21 protein-coding genes are annotated in these 23,638 nt (G+C 53.9%); 5 read left to right on the top strand and 16 right to left on the bottom strand.

Features of this window, described 5'->3' with window-relative positions; translation table 11 throughout:
• Positions 1 to 109: 109 nt before the first annotated feature.
• A complete protein-coding gene (flk, locus tag ACJY2G_RS07510) occupies positions 110 to 1,159 on the top strand; it encodes a flagella biosynthesis regulator Flk (protein ID WP_430319279.1) in 1,050 nt (349 codons plus the stop codon).
• Here the strand turns inward: flk and ACJY2G_RS07505 are convergent.
• The gene (locus ACJY2G_RS07505) at positions 1,156 to 1,611 is read right to left on the bottom strand and encodes a rhodanese-like domain-containing protein (protein WP_439291604.1); all 456 of its coding nucleotides are present in this window, start codon (positions 1,609 to 1,611) and stop codon (positions 1,156 to 1,158) included. The two genes, flk and ACJY2G_RS07505, sit on opposite strands and share 4 nt — an antisense overlap.
• A gap of 100 nt (positions 1,612 to 1,711) precedes the next feature.
• Between ACJY2G_RS07505 and ACJY2G_RS07500 the strand changes: the two genes are divergently transcribed.
• A complete protein-coding gene (locus ACJY2G_RS07500; protein WP_430319281.1) occupies positions 1,712 to 3,190 on the top strand; it encodes a PLP-dependent aminotransferase family protein in 1,479 nt (492 codons plus the stop codon).
• On the opposite strand, the gene ACJY2G_RS07495 is transcribed toward ACJY2G_RS07500, so the two are convergent.
• From ACJY2G_RS07495 to fabB, 4 genes are all read right to left on the bottom strand, one after another.
• Positions 3,183 to 4,310, bottom strand: a complete 1,128-nt coding sequence (locus ACJY2G_RS07495; RefSeq protein WP_430319282.1) for an SLC13 family permease — start codon at positions 4,308 to 4,310, stop codon at positions 3,183 to 3,185. The genes ACJY2G_RS07500 and ACJY2G_RS07495 overlap by 8 nt on opposite strands.
• A 175-nt stretch (positions 4,311 to 4,485) precedes the next feature.
• Entirely contained in the window at positions 4,486 to 5,964 is a 1,479-nt protein-coding gene (locus ACJY2G_RS07490; RefSeq protein ID WP_439291603.1) for a PepSY-associated TM helix domain-containing protein, read from the bottom strand.
• Positions 5,965 to 6,049: 85 nt separating this feature from the next.
• A complete protein-coding gene (locus ACJY2G_RS07485; RefSeq protein ID WP_113877018.1) occupies positions 6,050 to 6,535 on the bottom strand; it encodes a DUF2946 domain-containing protein in 486 nt (161 codons plus the stop codon).
• A gap of 232 nt (positions 6,536 to 6,767) precedes the next feature.
• Positions 6,768 to 7,988, bottom strand: a complete 1,221-nt coding sequence (fabB, locus tag ACJY2G_RS07480) for a beta-ketoacyl-ACP synthase I (protein ID WP_112287120.1) — start codon at positions 7,986 to 7,988, stop codon at positions 6,768 to 6,770.
• A 169-nt stretch (positions 7,989 to 8,157) separates the two neighbouring features.
• Here fabB and mnmC point away from each other — a divergent pair, with 169 nt between their 5' ends.
• The gene (gene mnmC, locus ACJY2G_RS07475; protein WP_430319285.1) at positions 8,158 to 10,188 is read left to right on the top strand and encodes a bifunctional tRNA (5-methylaminomethyl-2-thiouridine)(34)-methyltransferase MnmD/FAD-dependent 5-carboxymethylaminomethyl-2-thiouridine(34) oxidoreductase MnmC; all 2,031 of its coding nucleotides are present in this window, start codon (positions 8,158 to 8,160) and stop codon (positions 10,186 to 10,188) included.
• Between the two features lie 73 nt (positions 10,189 to 10,261).
• On the opposite strand, the gene ACJY2G_RS07470 is transcribed toward mnmC, so the two are convergent.
• From ACJY2G_RS07470 to prmB, 6 genes are all read right to left on the bottom strand, one after another.
• Entirely contained in the window at positions 10,262 to 10,540 is a 279-nt protein-coding gene (locus ACJY2G_RS07470; protein WP_112287122.1) for a YfcL family protein, read from the bottom strand.
• Positions 10,541 to 10,564: 24 nt separating this feature from the next.
• Entirely contained in the window at positions 10,565 to 11,122 is a 558-nt protein-coding gene (locus ACJY2G_RS07465) for an elongation factor P hydroxylase (RefSeq protein WP_430319286.1), read from the bottom strand.
• Positions 11,123 to 11,224: 102 nt separating this feature from the next.
• Entirely contained in the window at positions 11,225 to 12,025 is an 801-nt protein-coding gene (locus tag ACJY2G_RS07460; RefSeq protein ID WP_112287124.1) for a sulfite exporter TauE/SafE family protein, read from the bottom strand.
• Positions 12,026 to 12,070: 45 nt separating this feature from the next.
• Positions 12,071 to 12,844 (bottom strand): penicillin-insensitive murein endopeptidase, encoded by a 774-nt coding sequence (gene mepA / locus ACJY2G_RS07455; protein WP_369920529.1) that lies wholly within the window; start codon positions 12,842 to 12,844, stop codon positions 12,071 to 12,073.
• Between the two features lie 85 nt (positions 12,845 to 12,929).
• The gene (aroC, locus tag ACJY2G_RS07450) at positions 12,930 to 14,015 is read right to left on the bottom strand and encodes a chorismate synthase (protein WP_112287126.1); all 1,086 of its coding nucleotides are present in this window, start codon (positions 14,013 to 14,015) and stop codon (positions 12,930 to 12,932) included.
• 91 nt (positions 14,016 to 14,106) lie between these two features.
• Complete coding sequence (prmB, locus tag ACJY2G_RS07445; RefSeq protein WP_113877013.1) at positions 14,107 to 15,039, bottom strand: 50S ribosomal protein L3 N(5)-glutamine methyltransferase; 933 nt, start codon at positions 15,037 to 15,039, stop codon at positions 14,107 to 14,109.
• A 203-nt stretch (positions 15,040 to 15,242) separates the two neighbouring features.
• On the opposite strand from prmB, the gene smrB reads away from it, so the two are divergent.
• Complete coding sequence (smrB, locus tag ACJY2G_RS07440; RefSeq protein WP_120162104.1) at positions 15,243 to 15,782, top strand: endonuclease SmrB; 540 nt, start codon at positions 15,243 to 15,245, stop codon at positions 15,780 to 15,782.
• A gap of 210 nt (positions 15,783 to 15,992) precedes the next feature.
• Here smrB and sixA read toward each other — a convergent pair whose 3' ends face one another.
• The 4 genes from sixA to ACJY2G_RS07420 form a co-directional block, all read right to left on the bottom strand.
• Positions 15,993 to 16,481 (bottom strand): phosphohistidine phosphatase SixA, encoded by a 489-nt coding sequence (gene sixA, locus ACJY2G_RS07435; RefSeq protein WP_112287128.1) that lies wholly within the window; start codon positions 16,479 to 16,481, stop codon positions 15,993 to 15,995.
• A gap of 416 nt (positions 16,482 to 16,897) precedes the next feature.
• Positions 16,898 to 19,111, bottom strand: coding sequence for a fatty acid oxidation complex subunit alpha FadJ (fadJ, locus tag ACJY2G_RS07430; protein ID WP_430319288.1), 2,214 nt, complete (start codon positions 19,109 to 19,111; stop codon positions 16,898 to 16,900).
• A complete protein-coding gene (gene fadI, locus ACJY2G_RS07425) occupies positions 19,108 to 20,421 on the bottom strand; it encodes an acetyl-CoA C-acyltransferase FadI (protein ID WP_430319289.1) in 1,314 nt (437 codons plus the stop codon). Before fadI ends, fadJ begins: the two co-directional genes overlap by 4 nt.
• A 327-nt stretch (positions 20,422 to 20,748) precedes the next feature.
• The gene (locus tag ACJY2G_RS07420) at positions 20,749 to 21,081 is read right to left on the bottom strand and encodes a YfcZ/YiiS family protein (protein ID WP_113877066.1); all 333 of its coding nucleotides are present in this window, start codon (positions 21,079 to 21,081) and stop codon (positions 20,749 to 20,751) included.
• 417 nt (positions 21,082 to 21,498) lie between these two features.
• Here ACJY2G_RS07420 and fadL point away from each other — a divergent pair, with 417 nt between their 5' ends.
• Positions 21,499 to 22,776: a long-chain fatty acid transporter FadL gene (fadL, locus tag ACJY2G_RS07415; protein ID WP_112287131.1), complete on the top strand. Its 1,278-nt coding sequence runs from the start codon at positions 21,499 to 21,501 to the stop codon at positions 22,774 to 22,776.
• Positions 22,777 to 22,860: 84 nt separating this feature from the next.
• On the opposite strand, the gene mlaA is transcribed toward fadL, so the two are convergent.
• Positions 22,861 to 23,628, bottom strand: coding sequence for a phospholipid-binding lipoprotein MlaA (gene mlaA / locus ACJY2G_RS07410; protein ID WP_112287132.1), 768 nt, complete (start codon positions 23,626 to 23,628; stop codon positions 22,861 to 22,863).
• Positions 23,629 to 23,638 lie beyond the last annotated feature (10 nt).

Genomic DNA, 23,638 nt, shown 5'->3' with positions numbered 1-23,638 from the left:
AGGTATGATGAGGCGCTTCCGCGCTCTGCGCCGTACTTGTTACTTTTAACCTGAGTTTATTAACCTTAAGTTTAAGTGACGTTTTTAATTTCCAGCGAAGGACGGTGATATGCAACCTTTGAGCGGCCCGGGTATGCCGGTTGGCGACAACAGAACACAACCACAGGGTCAAACCGTTCCTGCAAAAACAGGCGCTGAGCTGCCATTAACACCGGTACAGCGCACGACGCTGGAAAAACTGATCGTCAAGCTCATGGCACTGATGCCGGTCAAATCCGCTGAAATCTGGGCCAGCCTGCGCCACGAGCTTTCGCTGCCGCATGGCGCAGAAATCACCTCACAGCAGTTCCCGCAGGCTGAAAGCCTGTTACAGGGAAAGCTGACTCAGGCGCAGGACAGCCACGCCTCGCGCCAGCTGATGGTGCAACTGACCGAACTGTTGCCGCAGGGCAATAACCGTCAGGCAGTCAGTGATTTTATCCGCCAGAATTTCGGGCACACCGTACTGAGCCAGCTGACGCATTCGCAGCTGCAACAGGTGCTGGACCTGATCCAGACCCGTCAGATGAATATCCCGCAACCGCAGCAGACGCCGGTCACAGACCGTCCTTTACTGCCTGCCGAGCACAACAGCCTGCAGCAGCTGGTAACCCGTCTCAGTGCAGCGACCGGCGAAGCACCGGTCAAAGTCTGGCAAACGCTGTTTACACTGGTGGGCGTTAAAGTCGGTGAACCTATCCCGGCAAAACATTTCCAGGTGCTGAGCCAGTTCTTGCAGGTGAAAGCCTCACTCAGCCAGCAGACCACGGCCCCGACGCTGACCACGCTGCTCAGCGTGCTCAAGCAACCGGCCAGTACGCATGAAATCCATCAGCTGACCGAATATGCCGATAACCGCTTCAGTGCGACGTTGTCTACACCGCTCAATCAGGCGCAGATCAGCGACCTGATCGGTGTGCTGTTCAGCCAGCGTGTTGATCGTTCACCGCGTGCGGACGAGACCGACGATGTATTCACGACCGTTTCGCGCACCGATCCGCAGCCGATCATGAATCCGCTGATCGCTATGTTGCCGCCTTCCATGCAGGCGATTGGCGGCAAACCGCTGCTGTTTATTGCGTTCGTGGTCGTCGTGATCCTGCTGTGGATCGTGTTTTAAACGCAGCCGCAATCATCAGGGGCCTGTGCCTTTGAATAGTTTCCGCGTTCTTCGCCTGTCGCCAGCGGGTGCTGATCGCGGATCCAAAAATCCAGCCCGCCAATCATTTCCTTCACCCTGAATCCCAGCGTCGCCAGTTTGTACGCGCCCTGTGTTGAACCGTTGCATCCGATCCCGTCGCAATACGTCACATACACCTGCTCTTTACTGAGTTCGCGGGTGCTTTCTGCCGTCATCAGTTTATGCGGAAAGCTGACCGCACCCGGTACATGACAGCGCGCATAATGTTCAGCAGAACGGGTATCAATAACCACAATCCCGCTGACTTCATTTTGCAAATCCGCAGCGACATCAGCAGCATCGGTATAAAAACTGAGTTTCGACAACAGATAAGCCGCGCTGATTTCCGGCGACGGGGGTGCAAAACCCAAAACATAAGACTCTTGTTGCATAAACGCTTCCTCATAAGGTGATGGGACTAAAAACAGTTCCATCATCGCTGTTTTTGGTCTTATGATTAATGCCAATTCCTGATCAACAATAAGACCGATTATGCCCGCGTCCCCTCTGCCATCCGCACTGATTACGCTTTTCGAAAACACGGCAGCCACAGCGTCAGGTACCACCGCGGGTTTACGGGACAGGCTGTGTGCAGCGTTGCGTCAGGCAATAAATACCGGCGCTTTGGCTGGAGGAGCACGTCTGCCCTCTTCCCGGATGCTGGCGGCCGACCTCAAACTGTCACGCGTCACCGTGGAAGCCGCTTATGCACAAGTTGAAGCCGAGGGATATTTACAACGTCAGACCGGCAGGGGCACTTTCGTCAGCGCATCGCTGCCGGAAACTCGCGTGTCGCGCAAAAACAAAACCGCCACTTCGGGGCTTTCAAGGCTTTCAGCACGGGGACACAACATGGTGGCTACCGGCGGATGCCGTGATCCGCTGTCACCGGTTCCTTTCGCCGCCGGTTCCCCTGATCTGCGTGCTTTTCCGCTGAAGATCTGGAAGCAAATCACCGCCAGACAGTTACGGGCGCAGGGCGAACGGTTACTGGGGTATGGCGATCCGCAGGGGTATCAGCCTCTGCGTGAGGCGGTCGCCAGCTATCTGCAGCAATCGCGGGGCGTTTTGTGCAGCCCTGAACAAATCCTCATTACCACCAGTTCGCAGCAGGCGCTCCAGCTGCTGGCCATGTTGCTTGTCGATCCAGGTGATACTGTCTGGCTGGAACAACCCGGATACTTAGGCGCACGAAACGCCTTTGCCAGCGCAGGAGCCGACATTCGCGCTATTCCTGTTGATGGTCAGGGAATGGCGACGGAACCAGATTTACCCGTACCGCGCCTGATCTATCTGACGCCGTCGCATCATTATCCGACGGGTGTAAGTCTGAGTTTGCCACGGCGTCTGCACCTGCTCGATTATGCAAAACGTCACGCCAGCTGGATTATAGAAGACGATTACGACAGCGAATTGCATTACGACGGGCGACCATTGCCTGCCATGCAGGGGCTGGATAAGCATCAGCAGGTCATTTATCTCGGCACTTTCTCAAAAGTTTTATTCCCGTCTTTGCGGCTGGCCTACGTCGTATTACCGCCGGCCCTCGTTGCGCCAATGGTGACACTGCGCACGGTGAATGACGGTCATTCTTCGCAGCTGATGCAGGCCGTTACTGCGGAATTTATGCAGGCCGGACATTTCGCCTCGCATCTGCGTTTCACCCGCCAGCTTTATCACAGCCGCCGTGATCATCTGCTTGACCAAATCAGGCAGAAAGTTGAATGGCTCCGTCCGCAAATAGCGGCGGGCGGATTACAACTCGCTGCCCGTCTTCCTGCCGGACAGGAACAGTATTTCAGCGAACTTGCCGCGCGGGCTGGCATTGAAACACCGCGTCTTTCACCGTTATTTTTCGGTAATACCGGCCAGCACCAGGACGGCTGGCTGCTGGGGTTTTCAGCATTAACGCCTGCTGAAATCACCGCTGCCGTAAACCGTCTGGCCTCGCTAAAAGTGGCCGTTATTTAGCGAAAAGCGCCAGCAAAAACCAACCCGCAACACCGCTGAATAGCAGGAACGGGAAGGAATAATAGTGAAATCTGAGCCAGATCTTTTTGTCATTCGCCATGCGCAGCGCGATGAGATTTGCCAGCGACCCGATCGCCAGCCCGAACCCCCCCGCATTCACGGCGTAGGCCAGCAATGCGCCGGAAGGCAGATAGTTGATCATCAAAATCGTCGCCGGTACGTTGCTGATCACCTGAGAAAGTCCGATGCTGAGCAGATAATGCGCGTAATCCGGCAGGCCGTGGATCTGCGCAAATGCTGGCTGTAGAACCGGTAAGCCTACAATCAGGCGCACATCGATAAACATCACGATGAAAACCAAAATCAGCGGCCAGTCAATGCGCAGCAGAACCCCGCGTGCCAGCAGCAGGAAACATACAACCACCGCCAGCAAGCCATACAGCGCCAGCCCCAGATCCACACAGGCGATAAACACTACGTACAACGCCACGCAGCAAACCAGTAATCGTTTCTGGAACGGGTAGCCCTGATTGCTCTCCAGCTTTTTCAGGCTGTGTGAAGGAAAACAGAACCAGGTGACCGCCAGCAGCGCAACCAGCGTGATCAACGCCAGCGGTGCCATCTGCCCGATGAAATGCAAAAACGATAAACCGGACTTATTCCATAACAGGATGTTTTGCGGATTGCCTATCGGTGTGAGCAGCGAACCGGCATTCACCGCCAGTGCTTCAAATATGATCAACCGCGTCACCGGCAACGACGTCATTTTTTTCAGTGTGATCGTCAGCGGAATAACGATAAACAACGCCACATCGTTGGTCATAAACGTGGAGAGCACCGCCGCCGCCATCACCAGAAACAGCGCCAGCCTGCGTTCATTATCGATGGCGTTGATCATCTTGCGGCCAAAAAAATCAAAATAACCGCTGACCTCAACGCCTTTGGTCAGCATCAGTAATCCCAGCAAAGTGACGATGGTGTCCCAGTCAACAAACTGCGGGAACTGAAGTATTTTTGCAGGCTGAAACAGGGTCAATGCGATACCCAGCACAATCAGCAGATGCAAAAATCTGTCCCGTAAAAAAGGTTTCAATACAGTGCCAAACGCCGCTATCAACATGGTTATTCTTCGCTGAACAAGATGCGCTGACGTTACCCGAAGAATCCAACCTCTGCCACTGCAAAAATGATTTCTCCGCGACATCGCGCAAAAAAAACGAGGCTCATACAGAGCCCCGTCATGATGTTGCGGCACGTCCCGCAAATTGTTTATGTCACGTCACGTCCGCGCAGGTTTAACCGACAGCAGACCGGACTTTCACTGCACGCCTGTTTCTCTGCCAGCGGAAAACATCTATCAGCAGAAAAATCACCAGACTCGCCCCTATCACCGGCAGGGAAATCGCCAGCCCGAGAGTGATGACAAAAATCGGGCATTGCAGACTGAACGGCACGGTTCTCCAGGTTTGTAGCAGCGTAACAGCCGGATTACTGCCGTCATTACTGACCGTTCTGCGCAACCACCACAGACGATATCCCCAGGCAATCATCACGCAAAGCCCGATTCCAAAAATCACCAGAATGGCCTGATTCCAGATACCGAAGAGAATCCCCATATGCGCATCCACACCCCAGCGGGTCAGTTTGGCGAGCAAAGGAAAATCAGCAAAACGGGTGTGATCGACAATCTGCATCGAACGGGGGTCGACTGAAACCGCATCAACCTGCGTCGGCCAGCTGCGGTCCACTTCCGTCACCGTCCAGGCTTTACCGGCTGAATAAGCCGGGCGAATCTCGATTTTATGCGCCTCAATCCCCGAATCACTCGCCGCCTGAACAACGGCATCAAAAGCCGGAGACGAAACTGTGACAGCCTGCGGCACAGCAGGCATTGCGTGTTCTGACATGTTCATTCCCGGCATATCAGGCATGTCTGCCATTTGCGCATGATGCTCCGCATGTTCATCGGCCGGTACAGCCTCTGCCAGCGGATCCAGACTGGTTTTCACGGCAGGCGTCATCCAGCCCATATAAGCGCGCAGTACGCCAATATTGTCTCCAGCCCATTGTGACCACGTCAGACCGGTAGCGGAGAAGAACAGCAAGCCCGCCAGTAATATCAGGCCGAGCGAGCTGTGCCAGCGGCGGCTGTGCTGCTGTTTCTCGATTTTCTCACTCAGCTTGCGCGGCGTACGGGATTTGCGGCGGCTGGTCAGCCAGAGGACGACTCCGCCAAGCGCGGCAACCCACAGCCATGAAGCGGCGAGTTCGCTGTAAATGCGCCCTGCATCGCCCAGCAACAGGCCACGATGTAAATCATCCAGCCAGGTACGGAAAGGCAAAATACCGCTGGTGCCGTACACCGTCATGTCGCCTTTCACCGCCAGCGTGATGGGATCGATAAAAATCGCACGGCTTTTGGATGCCCCGAGTTGCGGATCAGAAAACATCACCCGCGTCGTTTCCCCCTCGGACGGTGCCGGTCTGACCGCATAAATCTTTTTATCCTGACCGGTTACGTTTAGCGCCGCATCAATCTGTCGCGAAAGGGGCTGTGGTTCGCCCTGTGAGGACGTAAAGAGCGCATCAGAGTAGAGATAATTTTCGAACTGAGGGGTCAGCACATATAACGTGCCGGTCAGTGCTGCGACAAAAATGAACGGGCCCACGAACAGGCCAATGTAAAAATGCACACGGCGCAGCAACGCCATAAAGGCCGCTTGCGCAGGCATTTTTTTACCTGCGCCGGAAGGCAGGTTTGCAGGTTGATTCATAAATCTGATTTCCTGAATTTCAAATAGCACGCCGTCAACAGCGATAAAAATCGCGGTTAACTTGAAAGAAATTATTCAGAGGCTGTTACAGAAAAACAGGTGGTGCGCGGGGTTGGGAATCCGTGAAGAACAGTGAAGGGATCAGACGTTGTATGACAGCGCGCGGTGGGGCACGGCTGGAGAAATCCAGCGACCACAGCATCGGCATGGCCTGTAAATCGAGCATCGGTAAATGCACCAGCAGCACGCAATAACCGCACGCGGCATCGCTCATGTCACCGGAAAGCATCGCTTTCACCGCATCCTGCGGCGCTGATTTACAGGTTTGCTTCTGACAATGTTCCATAGATGAGACGTGATGGTCTGACAACGCCATGTCAGCCATCTCTGCGTCCGGCATATCCATGTCCATATCGGACATCATCATGCCGGGCATCATCATATGCTGCGCACCCTCAGCCACCAGTGATTTGGAAATCACCGGCGCAATAAACAACATCAGGATCGCCACAATTCCGAGCCAGGCCGGAACATGCAGATGTCGATGATGGAGGTGTCTGAGTGAGAGCATTATGTCAACAAGGTGAAAATAAGAAGCGGCGAAATTGTACCTGAATTGTTGAGAAACATATCCAAAATCATTCGAGTTGCATCAAGGCGGCGAGAAAATGAATCCTCAGGAGCTTACAAAAGTAAATGACTGAGGTGAATGAACGAAGCCAACGCAGAGGCGGTTCGAAGGATGACAGATGTAAAAAAGCCCGCTCGGAAGCAGGCTTTTATTCAGACATCAACGACGGGAATTATTTGTCGTTTTTCAGCTTACGCATGACCAGCGTGGCGTTGGTGCCGCCGAAGCCGAAGCTGTTAGACATCACTGTCGTCAGCTCGCGCTGAGTCGGTTTAGTGATGATGTCCATGCCTTCTGCCTGCTCATCGAGATTATCGATGTTGATGCTTGGCGCGATGAAGCCGTGTTCAGCCATCAGCAAGGTGTAAATGGCTTCCTGAACGCCAGCGGCACCCAGAGAGTGACCGGTCATGGCTTTGGTAGAAGACAGCGCCGGGGTTTTATCGCCGAACACTTCACGGATAGCACCCAGTTCTTTCACGTCGCCGACCGGAGTGGAAGTTCCGTGCACGTTAACGTAATCGATTGGGGTATCCACGCCGTTCATTGCCATTTTCATGCAACGCACTGCGCCTTCGCCAGATGGAGCCACCATGTCTGCGCCGTCAGACGTTGCGCCGTAGCCAACGATTTCTGCGTAGATGTGTGCGCCACGTGCCAGAGCATGTTCCAGCTCTTCGACAACAACCATACCGCCGCCGCCTGCGATAACGAAACCGTCACGCGCTTTGTCGTAGGTACGGGAAGCTTTGTCTGGTGTTTCGTTGTAGCTGGTGGACAGTGCGCCCATCGCGTCGAATTCACACGCCATTTCCCAGCACAGTTCTTCACCGCCGCCTGCAAACACAACGTCCTGTTTGCCCAGCTGAATCATTTCTACCGCGTTACCGATGCAGTGTGCAGAGGTGGCGCAGGCAGAACTGATGGAATAGTTCACACCGCGAATTTTGAACGGCGTCGCGAGGCAGGCAGAAACGCCGGAGGCCATCGCTTTGGTCACCATATATGGGCCAACGCCGCGCAGGCCTTTGGCACGCATACCGTCGGAACCCGCAACCTGGTTGCGTGGTGAACCGCCGCCGGAACCTGCAATCAGGCCGGTACGTTCGTTGGAGACCATTTCAGGAGTCAGACCGGAGTCTTCAATCGCCTGTTGCATGGACAGGTAAGCGTAGATCGAGGCATCACTCATGAAACGCACAATCTTACGATCGATAAGGCCTGCGGTGTCTAATTTGACATCACCCCAGACGTGACTACGCATCCCGGCATCTTTCAGCTCTTGCGAGAAGGTGATCCCAGAGCGACCTTCCTGCAGAGATGCAAGAACTTCCTGCTTGTTGTTACCGATGCTCGAGATGATACCCAGGCCAGTAATCACTGCACGTTTCATTTAATACCTCTTGTACTATTCACCATTTGGGATTTCGTCACGCACTCTAGCGTACAGTTGTACGCCGAACAAGTCCGATCAGCAATTCCTTGTGTAAATCGTGGTAAATTTGCGCAGGGTCAAACGCAGCGTTAAACTCCGGCATCGCCTTGAACTGAGAGAGTTTCACGTGAGCCATAACCCGATCACGCCCGCCGAATTAAGCTGGAACGAACAGGGTACACCTGTTTCCCGACATTTTGATGACGTCTATTTTTCCAATCAGAACGGCCTGCTGGAAACCCGTCATGTTTTTCTCAACGGCAACCATTTTCCGGCGCGTTTTGCCGCGCACCCTCGCCCGCTGTGTATCATCGCGGAGACCGGTTTTGGCACAGGTTTGAACTTTCTGTCGCTGTGGCAGGCCTTCGATGCGTTTCACGCCGAAAACCCTGACGCCACGCTGCAACGCCTGCATTTCATCAGCTACGAAAAATTCCCGCTGTCTGCCCGTGATCTCGCGACAGCACACACGCAGTGGCCCGAACTCGCTGTGTATTCCGCACAGCTTTGCGAACAATGGCCGATGGCCTTTTCCGGCTGCCATCGCCTGCTGCTGGCGGGCGGACGAGTCACGCTCGATCTGTGGTTCGGCGATGTGACTACCCTGCTGCCCGCATGTGACACCAGTATGAATCAGCAGGTCGATGCCTGGTTTCTTGACGGCTTCGCGCCTTCCAAAAACCCCGACATGTGGACCGAAGACTTATTCCGTTCGATGGCGAAAATGACCCGCCCGCAAGGTACCTTCGCGACATTTACCGTGGCCGGCTTCGTGCGCCGCGGATTGCAGGACGCAGGTTTTGACATCAGCAAGGTGCCGGGATTCGGCGAAAAGCGGCATATGTTAGCCGGTGTGCTACCGGCAAAAATTGATGTACCGCATCCCGCGCCGTGGTATGTGCGTCCCGCAGCAAAAAATGCCACAGAATTCGCGGTGTCAGGCGGCGGTGTTGCCAGTGCCGTGTTATCGCTGGCGCTGCTTCGGCGTGGATACGCGGTCACGCTGTATTGCGCCGATGAAAAACCAGCACTCGGCGCTTCCGGCAACCGTCAGGGCGCGGTTTATCCACTGCTCAATGGTCGTGGTGATACGCTGGAAAACTTCTTTGCTCACGCTTTCACCTTCGCCCGCCGTCAGTATGCGCAGCTTGAAAAACAGGATGTGCCTTTCGATCACGGCTGGAGCGGCGTGACGCAACTCGGTTATGACGAAAAAAGTCAGGGCAAAATCGACGGGATCCTCAAAGGCGGCTGGCCGGAAGAACTGGCAAAAGGACTGAGTGAAGAAGACGTAGAAGCGTTGTGCGGATTACCGTGCGGCAGCGGCGGCATCACCTATCCGCTCGGCGCCTGGCTGTGCCCGGCCGAACTGACCGCCTCACTGATTTCACTTGCCGAAACACAAGGCTTAACCGTGCATTACGGTCATCGCGTGACCGCATTAGAATCTGACGCGGATTCGCAGTGGACGCTGACCTTCGCCGGCGGCCATACGACCCGTCATCAGGCTGTCGTACTGGCGAACGGCGCGGACATTACAGATTTCAGCCAGACGGAAAAACTGCCGGTTTACGCGGTCAGCGGTCAAGTCTCGCATATTCCGACCACACCGGTGCTGAGCAAACTGAAGCAGGTGCTGTGTTACGACGGCTATATGACGCCGGTCAGCCCGCAAAATCAGCATCATTGCATCGGTGCAAGCTATCACCGCGCAGACAAATGCACGGATTACCGCGACGACGATCAGCAGGAAAACCGCCAGCGTCTGATCAGCTGTCTGCCGGAACAGCAATGGCCGCATGACGTGGATGTCAGTGAAGGTGAAGCGCGTAACGGTGTGCGTTGTGCGACGCGGGATCACCTGCCGATGATCGGCTCCGTATCGGATTACGATGCGTTACTGGAAAGTTATAAAAAGCTGGATCTGGATGTTAAGCGCCATCGCCCTATTGCAGAAGCGCCGGTCTATGAAAACTTGTTCCTGTTTGGTGCGCTGGGCTCGCGCGGGCTAAGTTCCGCGCCGCTGGGTGCAGAAATACTGGCCGCGCAGATTGCCGGTGAACCGATACCTATGGACAGCGAAACGCTGGCAGCATTGAACCCGAACCGCATGTGGGTCAGAAAGCTGCTGAAAGGCCGCCCGGTCGAATCGCATTAATCCGCCCCTTCTCAGACAATAAAAAAGCGCAGCCGGTTAATCCGTCGCTGCGCTTTTTTTTAATGAAGAGAGATTACTGAGGGAGAGATGCCTGATACAGATTTTCCCACATCCCCTGCACCAGAAGCTGATCGCGCGGCGAAAGTTCACCGGCTCTGATGGCTTTGTCCAGACCATCCTGAACACGGATTTTCAACGCTTCAGCGGTGTGTTCACCGTTCTCTTCCGCTTCTGCCACGGCGACAGTCAGGTGGCCTCGCAGATAGCCACTGGCAAATAACTCATCGTCGCTGGCGCTTTCGACCATATCGTCGATCAGCGTTAAAATCCGCGTTTCAAATTCTGCGATCATTACTCTTCCTCTCGTGTTCAGTTCTTATTCGATCGGCTGCAATGCAGGGAAATCTGCAGGCGTCAAAGGGGCCGTATTGTAAAACGATTGTAACGCTTTAATAAAGCGCGCCGGTCTTTCAGGGATGCCCTGCTCCAGCATACGCAACACTTCTTCACGGACTTTATTCTGGAAACCCACGCGGTCCGGCTCGCAATCGCCGCTCAGGTTGTCACAACTGACGTTGAAATTAAAACCCGCCGCCGCGCAGAACAGCCATTCGTAAGATTGTGGTTTGATTTCCACTTTCTCAAATTCACTTTGCGTTTGTGCGTCACGACCGTCCGGGCAATACCAGTAGCCGAAATCCACCAGTCTATGGCGCTCAGCACCGGCCACGCACCAGTGGGAAATTTCATGCATGCCGCTGGCGTAATAACCGTGTGCGAACACAATGCGGTTAAACGGTTCTTGTTCATCAGCAGGCAGATAGATCGGTTCGTCGTCGCCTTTCACTAAGCGAACGTTGAATTCCTCAAAAAAGCAGGAATCAAAAATGTCGATCAATTGATGATAGTTATGTGTTGCAGTCGAATCAGACATAATTGCAGTGAAACTCGTTAAAGTAAGATCAGGGGCGACAATATACCCCTGTTTAAACGCGTGTTTTCATGACTTCGGGCAAGCATTCTGCTGCTCCGGACATTATAAATGCAGGCTTAACCACTGATGAATTTCGGCACCATGATTGTCGTAAATCAGCTTGCAGCTCATGACGACGGAAACAGCGACCACCATCGGGCGGATCATCTTTTGCCCCTTACTGAGTACCATACGTGCGCCCAGTCGTGCGCCGATAAACTGTCCGGCGGCCATGACAAATCCCAGCACCCAAATCACTTTTCCGCCCAGTATAAAGAAGATCAGGCCGCCCAGGTTTGAAGTGAAATTCAGGACTTTCGCATGTGCCGTGGCTTTTGCCAGGTTAAACCCGCATAACGTCACGAAGGCCAGCGCGTAGAAAGAACCGGCACCGGGACCAAAAAAACCATCATAGAAACCAACACAACCGCCGCCCACCAGCGCATACGGCAATGCGTTTAGGCGTCTTGCCCGGTCACTTTCACCCAGCCGTGGCGTCAGTAAAAAATATAAACCGATGCAGATGATCAGCAGCGGTAGCACCTGACGCAACATGTCAGCGCGAAGGTGCTGGATAAGGATCGCACCAATCACCGAACCGGCAAAGGTACAGGCAATATTCAGCTTCTGATCGTTAAGATCCACCACACCACGTCGCACAAAGTACAGGCTGGCAGAAAAGGATCCCCCTATAGACGATAGCTTATTGGTCGCAATCGCCTGAGCTGGCGGAACCCCCGCCGCGAGCAGCGCTGGCAGGCTGATCAGCCCGCCACCACCCGCGATGGAATCAATGAAACCGGCAAACAGTGCAACGAAAAATAAAACCACTAAAACCCACGGGGCAACAATCAACCAGTCCATTTTTCTGTCAGCTCGCTATGCGTGGCGAAGAGTAAGTGAAACCTGTTAAAGAACGTGTTTATCCAGCAGCGCCTGACATGAAGGCGGCAACGGAGGCGGCTCTTTTTTCACAGAAGTTCCGCTGCCCGGTTTCGGCGGCAGGAACCAGCTTTGCAGCTCAGCGCCACACCCATCACCCGGAGGTGGCGGTGCCTGATTCTCACACTCGAGATTACCGACCGGACAACGCAGGCGAACGTGCATGTGCGCGCGATGACCAAACCACGGACGCACTTTATGCAGCCACTCACGATCCGTTCCGGCATCCAGACATAATTGCTGTTTGATGGCCGGATTGACGAAGATCCGCACGACGTCTTTATCCTGCGCGGCCATTTTGATCAGCGTTTCAATCCGTGGCTGCCACTGGCTCTTCACAATGGATTTACCGTTAGCACTGACCAGATCGATAGGCTGCGGTTTGAGCAGCATCTGCTCGCTCCAGCGCTGGCGCGGCAGTTGCAGCCAGATATCCACATCCAGCCCTGACTGATGGCTGGCGTGACCGCTGCTGAAACGACCACCGGCTGGCATCGCCATATCACCGACCAGCATAGTACCCAGGCCTTTTTGCTGCGCCTGCGTGCCGAGACGGGTAATAAAGGCCAGTAAATCCGGCTGGCCGAAATAACGGCGCTGATCGGTGCGCATGACCTGATAAGCCGGCGAGTTCAGCGGCAATGGCTGAGCGCCAACCTGACAACCATTGGCATAGCTGCCGATCGCTTCAGGCGTGCCTGCGACAGGGTGGGTGATTTTCTGCCACGGCGTTGCTGCCATCGCAGGTGCGCAAAGCGCCAGCGCCAGAAGACCGGCGCTGACGGCTTTTATCGCTGCAAATGTGCGTAAGGTTTTCATCAATGAATTACCAGCGTGGCACGGAAGAATGAACGTCGCCATTCTGGGCGCGCTGACGCAATAAGTGATCCATCAGCACGATCGCCATCATCGCTTCGGCAATTGGCACCGCGCGGATACCCACGCAAGGATCATGACGACCTTTGGTGATCATCTCGACCTGCTCACCTTCACGGTTGATCGTGCGTCCCGGAACGGTAATGCTGGAGGTCGGTTTCAGCGCAAGATGAGCAACAACCGGCTGACCGCTGCTGATCCCGCCAAGAATGCCGCCCGCGTGGTTGCTTTCGAAACCGTTCGGTGTGATTTCATCACGGTTTTCACTGCCGCGTTTATTCACCACCGCAAAGCCGTCACCGATTTCCACGCCTTTCACCGCATTGATGCTCATCAGCGCGTGCGCCAGATCGGCATCCAGACGGTCAAACACCGGCTCGCCAAGACCGACCGGCACGTGATCTGCCACGACGGTGATTTTAGCGCCGATGGAATCGCCTTCTTTTTTCAGCGCACGCATCAGTTCATCCAGCGCTTCGAGCTTGCTTTCATCCGGACAGAAGAATGGGTTGGTTTCGACCAAATCCCAGTCTTTCAGTTCACAGGTGATATCGCCCATCTGGGACATATAACCGCGCACTTTAACGCCAAATTTTTCCAGCAGATATTTCTTGGCAACCGCGCCAGCAGCAACACGCATCGCGGTTTCACGGGCAGAAGAACGACCGCCGCCTCGATAATCGCGCACGCCGTATTTTTGTTCGTAGGTGTAATCCGCATGTCCCGGACGGAACACGTCTTTGATCGCGCTGTAATCCTGAGAACGCTGATCGGTATTCTGGATAATCAGACCGATGCTGGTGCCGGTGGTCACGCCTTCAAAAACGCCGGAAAGAATTTTTACTTCATCGGCTTCGCGGCGCTGCGTGGTGTAACGCGAGGTGCCCGGACGACGACGGTCGAGATCGTGTTGCAGGTCTGCTTCGGTCAGCGCAATACCCGGCGGCACGCCGTCAATAATACAGCCCAGTGCCACACCGTGGGATTCGCCAAAAGTAGTGACGCGGAAAAACTGCCCAATACTGTTCCCTGCCATCACGGCTCCTTAACCATTATGTTGATTGTTTTCTGAATGACCGGTGATGAACCGGCCATTATTTTTTAGTCGATCAATCGCAATTTTTTGATCAGTCGCGGTACGCTTTGAAATGTTCAGCGCAATCTATCAGCTGCTGCCTGGTCAGCATGAATACGCCGTCGCCACCGTTTTCAAATTCCAGCCAGGTGAACGGAATATCAGGATACTGGTCCATCAGATGCACCATGCTGTTGCCCACTTCGCATACCAGCACGCCGTTATCGGTCAGGTAATCCGGCGCACAGGACAGAATGCGGCGGGTGAGTTTCAGGCCATCGCTGCCGGAAGCCAGACCCAGTACAGGCTCGTGGCGATATTCCTGCGGCAGGTCAGACATATCTTCTTCATCCACATACGGCGGATTGGTCACAATCAGGTCGTACTGCAACGCAGGCAATTCGCGGAACAGGTCAGAGCGAATTGGGGTCACCCAGTTCTCGATGCCGTGCGTGTCGATATTGCGCTCGGCCACTGCCAGCGCGTCGGCAGAAATATCTACCGCATCCACTTCGGTTTCCGGGAACGCGTAAGCGCAGGCGATAGCGATACAGCCGCTGCCGGTACACATATCGAGAATGTGCTGCGGTTTATCCTGCAGGATCCCGGCAAAGCGGTTGTTGATAAGTTCACCAATCGGCGAACGCGGCACCAGCACGCGTTCATCGACATAAAACTCCATGTCGCAGAACCAGGCTTTATTGGTCAGATAAGCGACCGGTACGCGTTCGTTAACACGGCGGATCACGCGCTCAACGATGCGGTGGCGCTCGCTGGAAGTCAGACGCGCGGTGTGCATATCTTCAGGAATGTCGAGCGGCAAAAACACGCTTGGCAAAACCAGCTGCACTGCTTCGTCCCACGGGTTATCGGTGCCGTGACCGTAATAGACATTGGCCGCGTTCAGGCGGCTGACGGTCCAGCGCAGCATATCCTGAATGGTATGCAGTTCACTGACAGCTTCGTCGACGAAAATTTTGTCCAATTTTATTCTCCAGGCAGTGCACGGGTTTTTAACAGACGTTTAACCCATTATTTGCCGCATAGTTTGCCACGAAGCCCGCCACAAATCAGCAGCTAGTCAACGCACTTGCGCGATGTCTCGAAGAATTTAACCCTGAGTTTTCTTTAAACCGCAGGGCGACGGAAGGTACACTGTGTGGATTGAGCGAAAATGACGATGAAATGATGAAGAAAAAGCACCTGCTCAGCCCGGAAGAAACGGCGTTATTCCGCGAGGCTGTACCGGGCGTCAAGCGCCTGAAAAACGATACAATTACGCACCGCCCGCCGCGAAAAAAAGTGGCAGAACTGTCACCTAAAAAGCTGATTCAGGAGCAGGTGGACGCGAGTTATTATTTTTCTGATGAATTCCAGCCGATGTTGCAGGAAGAAGGTCCGGTTCGCCATATCCGGCCAGACGTCAGTCATTTTGAATTGAAAAAATTACGCCGCGGGGATTATTCGCCCGAGCTGTTCCTCGATTTACACGGCTTAACGCAGAAAGAAGCCAAGCAGGAATTAGGTGCGCTGATCGCCGCCTGCCGCCGCGAGCACGTCCATTGCGCCTGCGTGATGCACGGTCACGGCAAACATATTCTCAAGCAACAAACCCCGCTATGGCTGGCGCAGCATCCTGACGTCGAAGCCTTCCACCAGGCGCCGAAAGAACTCGGTGGCACCGCCGCCCTGCTGGTGCTGGTGGAACTGGACGACAAAATCAGCTGACCCATCCCCACCTTCAGAAACGAGAAAGGCACAGCCAAAGCTGTGCCTTTCTTTTGTCTGTCGCTGAACTGTCTGTCTCAGAACAGATCCCCTAAATAATTCGGAATGCAGCAAGGCGGCAAGTGAAAGCATCCCCGGGAGCATAGATAACTATGTGACCGGGGTAAGTGAGCACAGCCAACGCATCTGTAATGCGAAGTATGACGGGGATTATACTTTGGCCATCACCTGGCATGGGCTAAACTGCCAGTCAAAGCTGCCCTGCCCGGTTTCACCGTTTAACTCGATGCTGGCCATGGCTGACGTGGCGAACATCGGCGGGCAAACGCCAGGACAGAGTTCTGCAACCAGATAACCGACCAGCGGCAGGTGAGACACCACCAGCACGGCACTGACGCCGGTCAGCGCCAGATGTTGCAGTTCACTGGCGACCAGAGCAGGATCACCGCCCGGCGTCAGTTCCTTGAGAATATCAATTTCTACGTTTTCAGGCAGAGACAGACACTGGCGAACTTTTTCAAGCGTCTGCTGCGCACGCAGATACGGACTGACCAGAACACGATCAATTTTAACGCCACGACCATTCAGCCAGGCCGCCATATGTACTGATTCGTCACATCCGCATTCGCTTAACGGGCGAACTGAGTCGCTTGCAGCTTCGAGAACTGCATCACCGTGACGCATAATTACAACTTGCATATTGCACCGCTTTTGTTAACAAAAATAGCGCTATACAGAAACGCCGTGCGTGCTGTATTACCCATTGCCCAGCTGTTTTTCATCATGTTTCAAATGACCTTTCTCATTACAAGATAGCTGTAAGGCAGTACATCCACTTAACCGGCTGTGCCCACATGCTTTGCATGGTAAGTATCAGCGGTCGGGCATTTTGCCTGAAAGTTCACGTAAAGAAAACGCTGTTTTTTACACCAACACTTACTGCTTGTAAACTGTTCAGGCGATTATTTAACCACTCGGGTTGTAGATCAATCGTTTGGGATTGTTTCTGTACAAAGTCAGTCTCACCATAAAAAAGATCCCGCAGGCCTTCGGCTGGCCACAAGCAGGATCTATTCCAGATTCCCGCGAAACTCAGTAATAAGCAGTGACAGCTGTCACACTTTGCTGACCTTTTCGCCGGTGCCGTCTGCCGGGCCGTCTGTCAAAAAACAGGGCTCGCCCTGCTCAGCCCTGCGCACCAGCCCTTCGCATGGCCGGAAATGCTCGCCATAGCGTTGCGCCAGCTGATCAAGCGTTTTCACCACGTTCGCTGCACCGAGTGTATCGATGTAACGGAACGGACCACCACGGAATGGCGGGAAGCCAATGCCGAACACCGCACCCAGGTCACCATCCCGCGCACTGCGGATCACCTGCTCATCCAGACAGCGTACCGCTTCGTTGAGCATCAGCATCACACAGCGCTGCGCGATCTCTTCTTCTGACTGCTGCGCTTTCGGCGTGACATTCAGCAGCCGGTAAATCGCAGGATCGACCTGTTTCTTTTTCGCCGTCCGGCCTTTTTGCCCGTAGAGATAGAAACCTTTGCCGTTCTTACGCCCTTTGCGATCGTCTTTCAGCACAGCATCAAAACCTGATGGCGCAGCAAAACGCTCACCAAATGCATCCACCAGAATCGGACCGATTTTGGTGCCGACATCAATACCCACTTCATCCAGCAACTGTATCGGGCCGACGGGGAAACCAAAATTCACCAACGCTTTATCAATGTGATCGACAGGTTCGCCCGCCAGCAAACAGCGGGCAGCTTCATTGATGTACGGCGCAAGAATACGGTTTACGTAGAATCCGGCGCTGTCGCCGACCACAATCGCGGTTTTCCCCTGTTTCTTCGCCAGGGAAACTGTGGTCGAAATCGTCTGCGCACTGGTTCCTGCATGGGGTATCACTTCCACCAGCGGCATCTTATCCACCGGACTAAAATAGTGCAGGCCGATCACCTGCTCAGGCCGGCTGGCCTGCTCTGCAATCTTATGGATAGGCAGTGAAGACGTGTTTGAAGCAAATATTGTGCGCGGAGCGGCGTTATTCTCGATTTCCGCCACCATCGACTGTTTGAGAGACAAATCCTCAAACACCGCTTCCACCACGATATCAATCTGCGCAAAACCACTGTAATCGGTGGTGCCGGAAATCAGCATCATCTGGCGTTGCTGTTCGTTACGGGTCAGCCTGCGGCTGCGCACCTTTTTCTCCAGCAAATCCCAGCTGTATTTCAGCGCATGACGGATACCTTCCTGATTAATATCTTTGATGCGCACCGGCAGTCCGGCTTTGGTGGCAGTCACGTTGGCGATCCCACCGCCCATCAGGCCACCACCGAGAATGCCCACGCGGCGTACCGGCAAGGGTTCGGCGTCGCCACCTTTTTCTTTTTTCAGCGCAGTGGATGCGAAAAACAGGCCGCGCAATGCCGCCGATTCCGGCGTCATGACCAGTTCGCCAAAGGCTTTCGCTTCAGCCTGATAGCCATTGCCGCTGCCCTGATCGAGGCCGGTTTTCACCACATCAATAATCTTTTCAGTCGCCGGATAATTGCCATGCGTTTTGGCGCGGGTTTGTTTGCGCACAAAATGGAACAGCACACTTTTGCCCAACGGGCCACCCGCCAGCCGCGCCTGCCACGGCAATGGCGGACGTGACTGACGCCCTTTCGCCACGCGCTCAAGTGCCGTTTGCAGCAAAATTGAATAAGGTACCGCGTCATCCACCAGTCCCATTCTCAGCGCCTGTTTCGCGCGAATGCTGCGACCGGTTAACATCATATCCAGTGCTTTCGGCGCACCGATTAAGCGCGGAAGACGCTGTGTGCCGCCGGAGCCGGGCAGCAGGCCAAGCTGCACTTCCGGCAGGCCGAGCTGCGTTTTATCATCGAGGGAACAGACGCGTGAATGGCACGCCAGCGCCAGTTCCAGTCCGCCGCCCAGACAGGCACCGTGGATGGCCGCAACAACGGGCACCGGAAACGAAGCGATCTGTGACATTACCGTCTGCCCTTTTCGCGCCAGATTGCTGGCCTCATCGGCGCTCTTACAACCCGATATCATGGTGATATCCGCACCGGCAATAAATGAGTCGGATTTACCGGAAACCAGCACCAGCCCCTTCAGACTGGGATATTGCTGGGCTTTTTGCAGAATGGTACAAATTTGTTGAGCGAATTCAGCCTTTAAGGTATTCACCTTTTCGCCGGGAACATCGATGGTGATAATTCCGACGTGCTCCGCGGTGAACATCAGTGAAAAAGCAGAAACCGGTTCTGCCGGAGTGATTTCCGGAATGTTTGGGTTTTCCATATTATCCCTCATTGCGCTGCCTCCAGAATCATTGCTGCGCCTAAGCCACCGGCGGCACAGGCCGTCGTCAGCCCGTATTTTCCGCCACGACGGCGTAATTCATGCAAAGTCTGGGTGATCATTCGTGCGCCAGTCGCGGCAAAAGGATGGCCGTAAGCCAGTGATCCGCCCAGAACGTTAAATTTATCCCAGTCTATTTCGCCAACTGCCTGACTGCGGCCAAGTTTCTCACGGGCAAATTCATCACTGGCTAACATTTTGATATTCGCCAGGGTCTGCGCGGCAAATGCTTCGTGCATATCAATCAGGTCAAGATCACCGAGCGTCAGACCGGCACGATCCAGCGCCAGCGGCGTGGCATAAGCCGGACCAAGCAGCATGTCTTCCCACACATCGATGGCGGCAAAAGCAAAACTTTTCAGATAACCGAGAGGCTGCAGACCGAGTTCACGCGCCCGCGATTCGCTCATCATCAGTACCGCGGCCGCGCCGTCGGTCAGCGGCGTACTGGTCGCGGCCGTCACGGTGCCGTGTTTGCGATCAAACGCCGGACGCAATTTTGCGTATTGCACGATTTCAGAATTCAGGCGGATGTTGTTGTCTTTTTGCAGCACTTCACGGTAAGGCGGAACCTGCGCGGCCATCACCTGAGAATTCAGATAGCCCTGCTCCCACGCCTGTGCCGCCAGCGTGTGAGAACGGTGCGCGAGTTCGTCCTGTTGTTCGCGGGAAATATTATGACTTTTCGCCATCTGTTCCGCAGTATCGCCCATGCGCAGGCCGGTGGAATATTCAGCCACAGCAGGCGGCACCGGCATCAGGTCGCGCAGTTTAAGTTTGCTGAAAATGGACAGACGCTGCGACAACGTGCGCGCTTTATTGACGTCCACCAAGGCGCGGGCGAGACGTTTGCTGACGCCAATCGGCAGAACCGAAGACGAATCGGCTCCGCCTGCAATCCCGATGCTGATCGTGCCGCTCATAATGCTTTCCGCGACGTTGGCGACCGCCTGAAAACTGGTGGCGCAGGCACGAGAAACGCTGTAGGCGTCAGTCGATACATTCATGCCGGTGCCGAGGACGATTTCGCGCGCAATATTTGGTGCTTCCGGCATCTGCACGACTTGCCCGAATACCAGCTGATCGATGACCTTCGGGTCGATCCCACTTTTCGCCAGTAACTCACTGACCACTATTTTGCCGAGGTCTACGGCGGGAATGCCGTGATAGGCGGTGGCCTGTTTGGCAAACGGCGTACGCAAACCATCGACAATCGCAATGCGATCGCCTTCACGTGTCACCAGTGGAATGACTTTATTCATACAAGCTCCTGAGAAAAAATAGGGTCTTAAGAGGTCAGACCTGATAACTCAGTTTTAACTATGTATTTACATTTGGCAAAGTGAAAGGCAATGAAGTGCGAGCAACAGCAAATTTTTCTGAAATAAGAATGAGAAGAAAGGCAGCGGGCAGAAATAGCGGACAAAAAAATACCGCTTATATAAGCGGTATTACAATTTAAAACTTCCCCTAAATAATTTGAGTCTCAGAAAGGCGGCAATCGAAGTAATCCCGATGAGCTGACATAAGTCAGTGATTCGGGTTACTGAGTGCAGCCAACGCATCTGCGGCTCAAAGTATGACGGGGATCAGCGTAAGGCTAACTGGAAGATCATGGTTTCTGCCTGGCAGCTGAAAGTGAAATCGATATTCAGCTCAACGCCGCCTTCCACTTTTTCGATACGGCTCTTGATTTCGCAAGGCTCAGATTCGACGCCGCGTGCGCGTTCGGTCAGGGCTTCCAGCGTTTCTTTAGCCTGTGCTTCATTTTCAAAAACGCGGCTGTAAGATGCGGTGCAATCGGTGTTATCCATGATGGTGCCCACATCAACACAGCAGCAGGCTGCGGTTTCTTCTGCGCCGCATTTGTTGATGGAGTGCAGAGGTTGGGTGGATTTAGAGGACATGGTTACGTCAGACATAATTTTCTCCCCGGCATCAACGGCAACGTCCACCGTCTGGCCTGTTTGCGAATAAAGTTTTATTTCCAGCCTGTATTTTACGCCACCGTTCTGACAACACACTAGCACTTACTTATTATGTGCCTTTGAAGTGATCCAGATCACGTATATGTAAGTAATCGATTAAAACTAAGTCATCGTTCTCACTTTAACGTTTCTTAATTGAACTTTTATTGTTGGTTTTTTGTTAAGTGGATCCAATTTCTTGCATCATTTCTTAAATATCAATGAAACATTATTGCAACTACACCACAGGTCAGACCTATACTTCGCTCACTGGTCTGATTTGTCAGACTGATAACGAACCCTACAATCCCGCGCTCATTGTTACTTGATGTAACATTGTTTGATAAAAAACATAATATTGAGGTTTTGGTCATGAACCAGAAAAACCTGTTTAAAAGATCAGCTCTGGCAGCTGCAGTGGCAATTGTTTCCTCCAACGTATACGCGGCAGGTTTTCAGTTAAATGAATATACTGCTGCGGGTTTGGGTCGTTCATTCTCAGGCGAAGGTGCTATTGCTGACACCGCCGCATCCGGTAGCCGTAACCCGGCAACCATGACCATGTTTAATCGCCCGGCGTTTTCTATGGGCGCGATTTATGTCGACCCGGACGTCAGCGTGACGGGGAAATCCCCGGTCACCGGTGCCAGCACCAGTGATGATAATATTGCGCCAAATCAGTGGGTGCCGAATATCCACTTTATTATGCCGCTGGATGATCAATGGGCGGTTGGCGCATCTGCGACGTCTAACTACGGTCTGGCGACAGAATTTAGCGATAACTATCCGGCAGGCCCGATTGGCGGTGAAACAGATCTCACCACCATAAACACTAACTTAAGTGTTGCTTACCGTTTGAACCAGAATTTCAGCTTCGGTGTGGGCTTTGATGCTGTCTACGCGAAAGCAAAAATCCGTCGTACTGCCGGTGAACTGGTGCCGATTAAAACCGGCGGCCTGCTGCCAGCCGATACTGAAGCCGCCAAGCTGAAAGGCGACGAGTGGGGCTACGGCTGGAACGCCGGTATTCTTTATGAAGTCGATGACAATAACCGTTACGGCTTTACTTATCGCTCAGAAGTTAAAATCGACTTTGACGGCGAATACCGCAACGGCATTCCGCAGGCGTTAGGCGGCACGGGCGGTCACACCGTTCCGGGTTCCCTGACCCTGAACCTGCCAGAAATGTGGGAAGTGTCCGGTTATAACAAAGTGGCACCGAAATGGGCGATTCACTACAGCCTGGCTTACACCAGCTGGAGCCAGTTCCAGGAGCTGAAAGCTACCGGTTCTAACGGCCAGACCCTGTTCCAGAAAGAAGAAGGCTACCATGATGCTTATCGCATCGCGTTAGGTACCACCTATTACTACGATGATAACTGGACGTTCCGTACCGGTATCGCCTTCGATGACAGCCCGGTTCCGGCTGATAACCGCACCATTTCTATCCCGGATCAGGACCGCTTCTGGGTATCTGCGGGTACCACGTATGCCTTCAATAAAGATGCATCCGTCGATGTGGGTGTGTCTTACATGCATGGCCAGACGGTGAATATCAGCGAGAAAGTGGCTGACGGCGTGCCGAACTATGAATTCCAGGCTAAAGGCACCGCTATGCTGTACGGCGCTAACTTTAACTATAGCTTCTGATGAACCCCAGCTTCTGATGAACTGAATGTTACGTCAGATATGAAAAAAGCGCCGAAAGGCGCTTTTTTTATGTCTCCGAAACCGTTATTCCGAGTCGATATCTTTCAGGTCACCCTGAATCAATGCCGCGTTCGGGTTTTCCTGTGGCGTCAGCTGACCGCCTCTCGCCAGGAAGTCGTGACGCTGGAAGTAAGCTTCACGGATAAACAGATACGGATCAGAAGAGTTACGGATCAGACCATCTGAATCGAGAAGTTCTGCACGGGTTTCGACGCCTTCCAGTACCCATTTACCGGCTGACATCCAGAATGTCAGATAGCTGAGCATCGGATACAAATCATCCACCAGATCGCCACCTTCGTCACGCACAGTCGCGCTGCCGTAACCTGGCAGAACCACGTACGGACCGTAACCGACACCATAATGACCGAGCGTGCTACCGAAGCCCTGGGCTTCTTCGCGCGCCAGTTTCGGGTTCGCCATACCGGCCACGTCAATCAGACCACCCATCCCCAGAAGCGTGTTCAGGAAGAAACGGTTGAAGTGGATTGCAGCACGGTACGGATCGCCTTTCAGCAAGGAGTTGACCATGCTGGCGGGTTCATCGAGGTTGCTGAGGAAGTTACTGGTCCCGTTACGCGCCGGTTGTGGCACGTAATCACGCCATGCGACGGCAACAGGCCGCACAAGGTAAGGATCCATATAGTTATAGTTGAAGTCGAACATCACCCGGTTGAAACCTTCGAGCGGATCAGAACGTCCCTGCTGTTCGCTGTCCGAAGATCCGGATGTGCCGGCACAACCGACCAGTAAAACTGTCGCAAACGCCAGCCCAGTCAGGCGTAAGTTCATGGATATCTCC

The sequence above is a fragment of the Rahnella sp. ATs2 genome, from assembly GCF_051851855.1.
Classification (GTDB): domain Bacteria; phylum Pseudomonadota; class Gammaproteobacteria; order Enterobacterales; family Enterobacteriaceae; genus Rahnella; species Rahnella variigena.
This window is presented reverse-complemented; position numbering and strand designations above follow the sequence as displayed.

What these genes read in the sequence shown, in the direction of transcription:
- sixA (WP_112287128.1), bottom strand. Translation starts at nt 16,481, where the DNA reads ATGCAAGTTGTAATTATGCGTCACGGTGATGCAGTTCTCGAAGCTGCA.
- fabB (WP_112287120.1), bottom strand. Translation starts at nt 7,988, where the DNA reads ATGAAACGTGCAGTGATTACTGGCCTGGGTATCATCTCGAGCATCGGT.
- smrB (WP_120162104.1), top strand. Translation starts at nt 15,243, where the DNA reads ATGAAGAAAAAGCACCTGCTCAGCCCGGAAGAAACGGCGTTATTCCGC.
- fadJ (WP_430319288.1), bottom strand. Translation starts at nt 19,111, where the DNA reads ATGAGGGATAATATGGAAAACCCAAACATTCCGGAAATCACTCCGGCA.
- fadL (WP_112287131.1), top strand. Translation starts at nt 21,499, where the DNA reads ATGAACCAGAAAAACCTGTTTAAAAGATCAGCTCTGGCAGCTGCAGTG.
- ACJY2G_RS07420 (WP_113877066.1), bottom strand. Translation starts at nt 21,081, where the DNA reads ATGTCTGACGTAACCATGTCCTCTAAATCCACCCAACCTCTGCACTCC.
- ACJY2G_RS07495 (WP_430319282.1), bottom strand. Translation starts at nt 4,310, where the DNA reads ATGTTGATAGCGGCGTTTGGCACTGTATTGAAACCTTTTTTACGGGAC.
- mlaA (WP_112287132.1), bottom strand. Translation starts at nt 23,628, where the DNA reads ATGAACTTACGCCTGACTGGGCTGGCGTTTGCGACAGTTTTACTGGTC.
- ACJY2G_RS07505 (WP_439291604.1), bottom strand. Translation starts at nt 1,611, where the DNA reads ATGCAACAAGAGTCTTATGTTTTGGGTTTTGCACCCCCGTCGCCGGAA.
- aroC (WP_112287126.1), bottom strand. Translation starts at nt 14,015, where the DNA reads ATGGCAGGGAACAGTATTGGGCAGTTTTTCCGCGTCACTACTTTTGGC.
- ACJY2G_RS07470 (WP_112287122.1), bottom strand. Translation starts at nt 10,540, where the DNA reads ATGATCGCAGAATTTGAAACGCGGATTTTAACGCTGATCGACGATATG.
- ACJY2G_RS07500 (WP_430319281.1), top strand. Translation starts at nt 1,712, where the DNA reads ATGCCCGCGTCCCCTCTGCCATCCGCACTGATTACGCTTTTCGAAAAC.
- fadI (WP_430319289.1), bottom strand. Translation starts at nt 20,421, where the DNA reads ATGAATAAAGTCATTCCACTGGTGACACGTGAAGGCGATCGCATTGCG.
- mepA (WP_369920529.1), bottom strand. Translation starts at nt 12,844, where the DNA reads ATGGCAGCAACGCCGTGGCAGAAAATCACCCACCCTGTCGCAGGCACG.
- ACJY2G_RS07465 (WP_430319286.1), bottom strand. Translation starts at nt 11,122, where the DNA reads ATGTCTGATTCGACTGCAACACATAACTATCATCAATTGATCGACATT.
- ACJY2G_RS07490 (WP_439291603.1), bottom strand. Translation starts at nt 5,964, where the DNA reads ATGAATCAACCTGCAAACCTGCCTTCCGGCGCAGGTAAAAAAATGCCT.
- flk (WP_430319279.1), top strand. Translation starts at nt 110, where the DNA reads ATGCAACCTTTGAGCGGCCCGGGTATGCCGGTTGGCGACAACAGAACA.
- ACJY2G_RS07485 (WP_113877018.1), bottom strand. Translation starts at nt 6,535, where the DNA reads ATGCTCTCACTCAGACACCTCCATCATCGACATCTGCATGTTCCGGCC.
- ACJY2G_RS07460 (WP_112287124.1), bottom strand. Translation starts at nt 12,025, where the DNA reads ATGGACTGGTTGATTGTTGCCCCGTGGGTTTTAGTGGTTTTATTTTTC.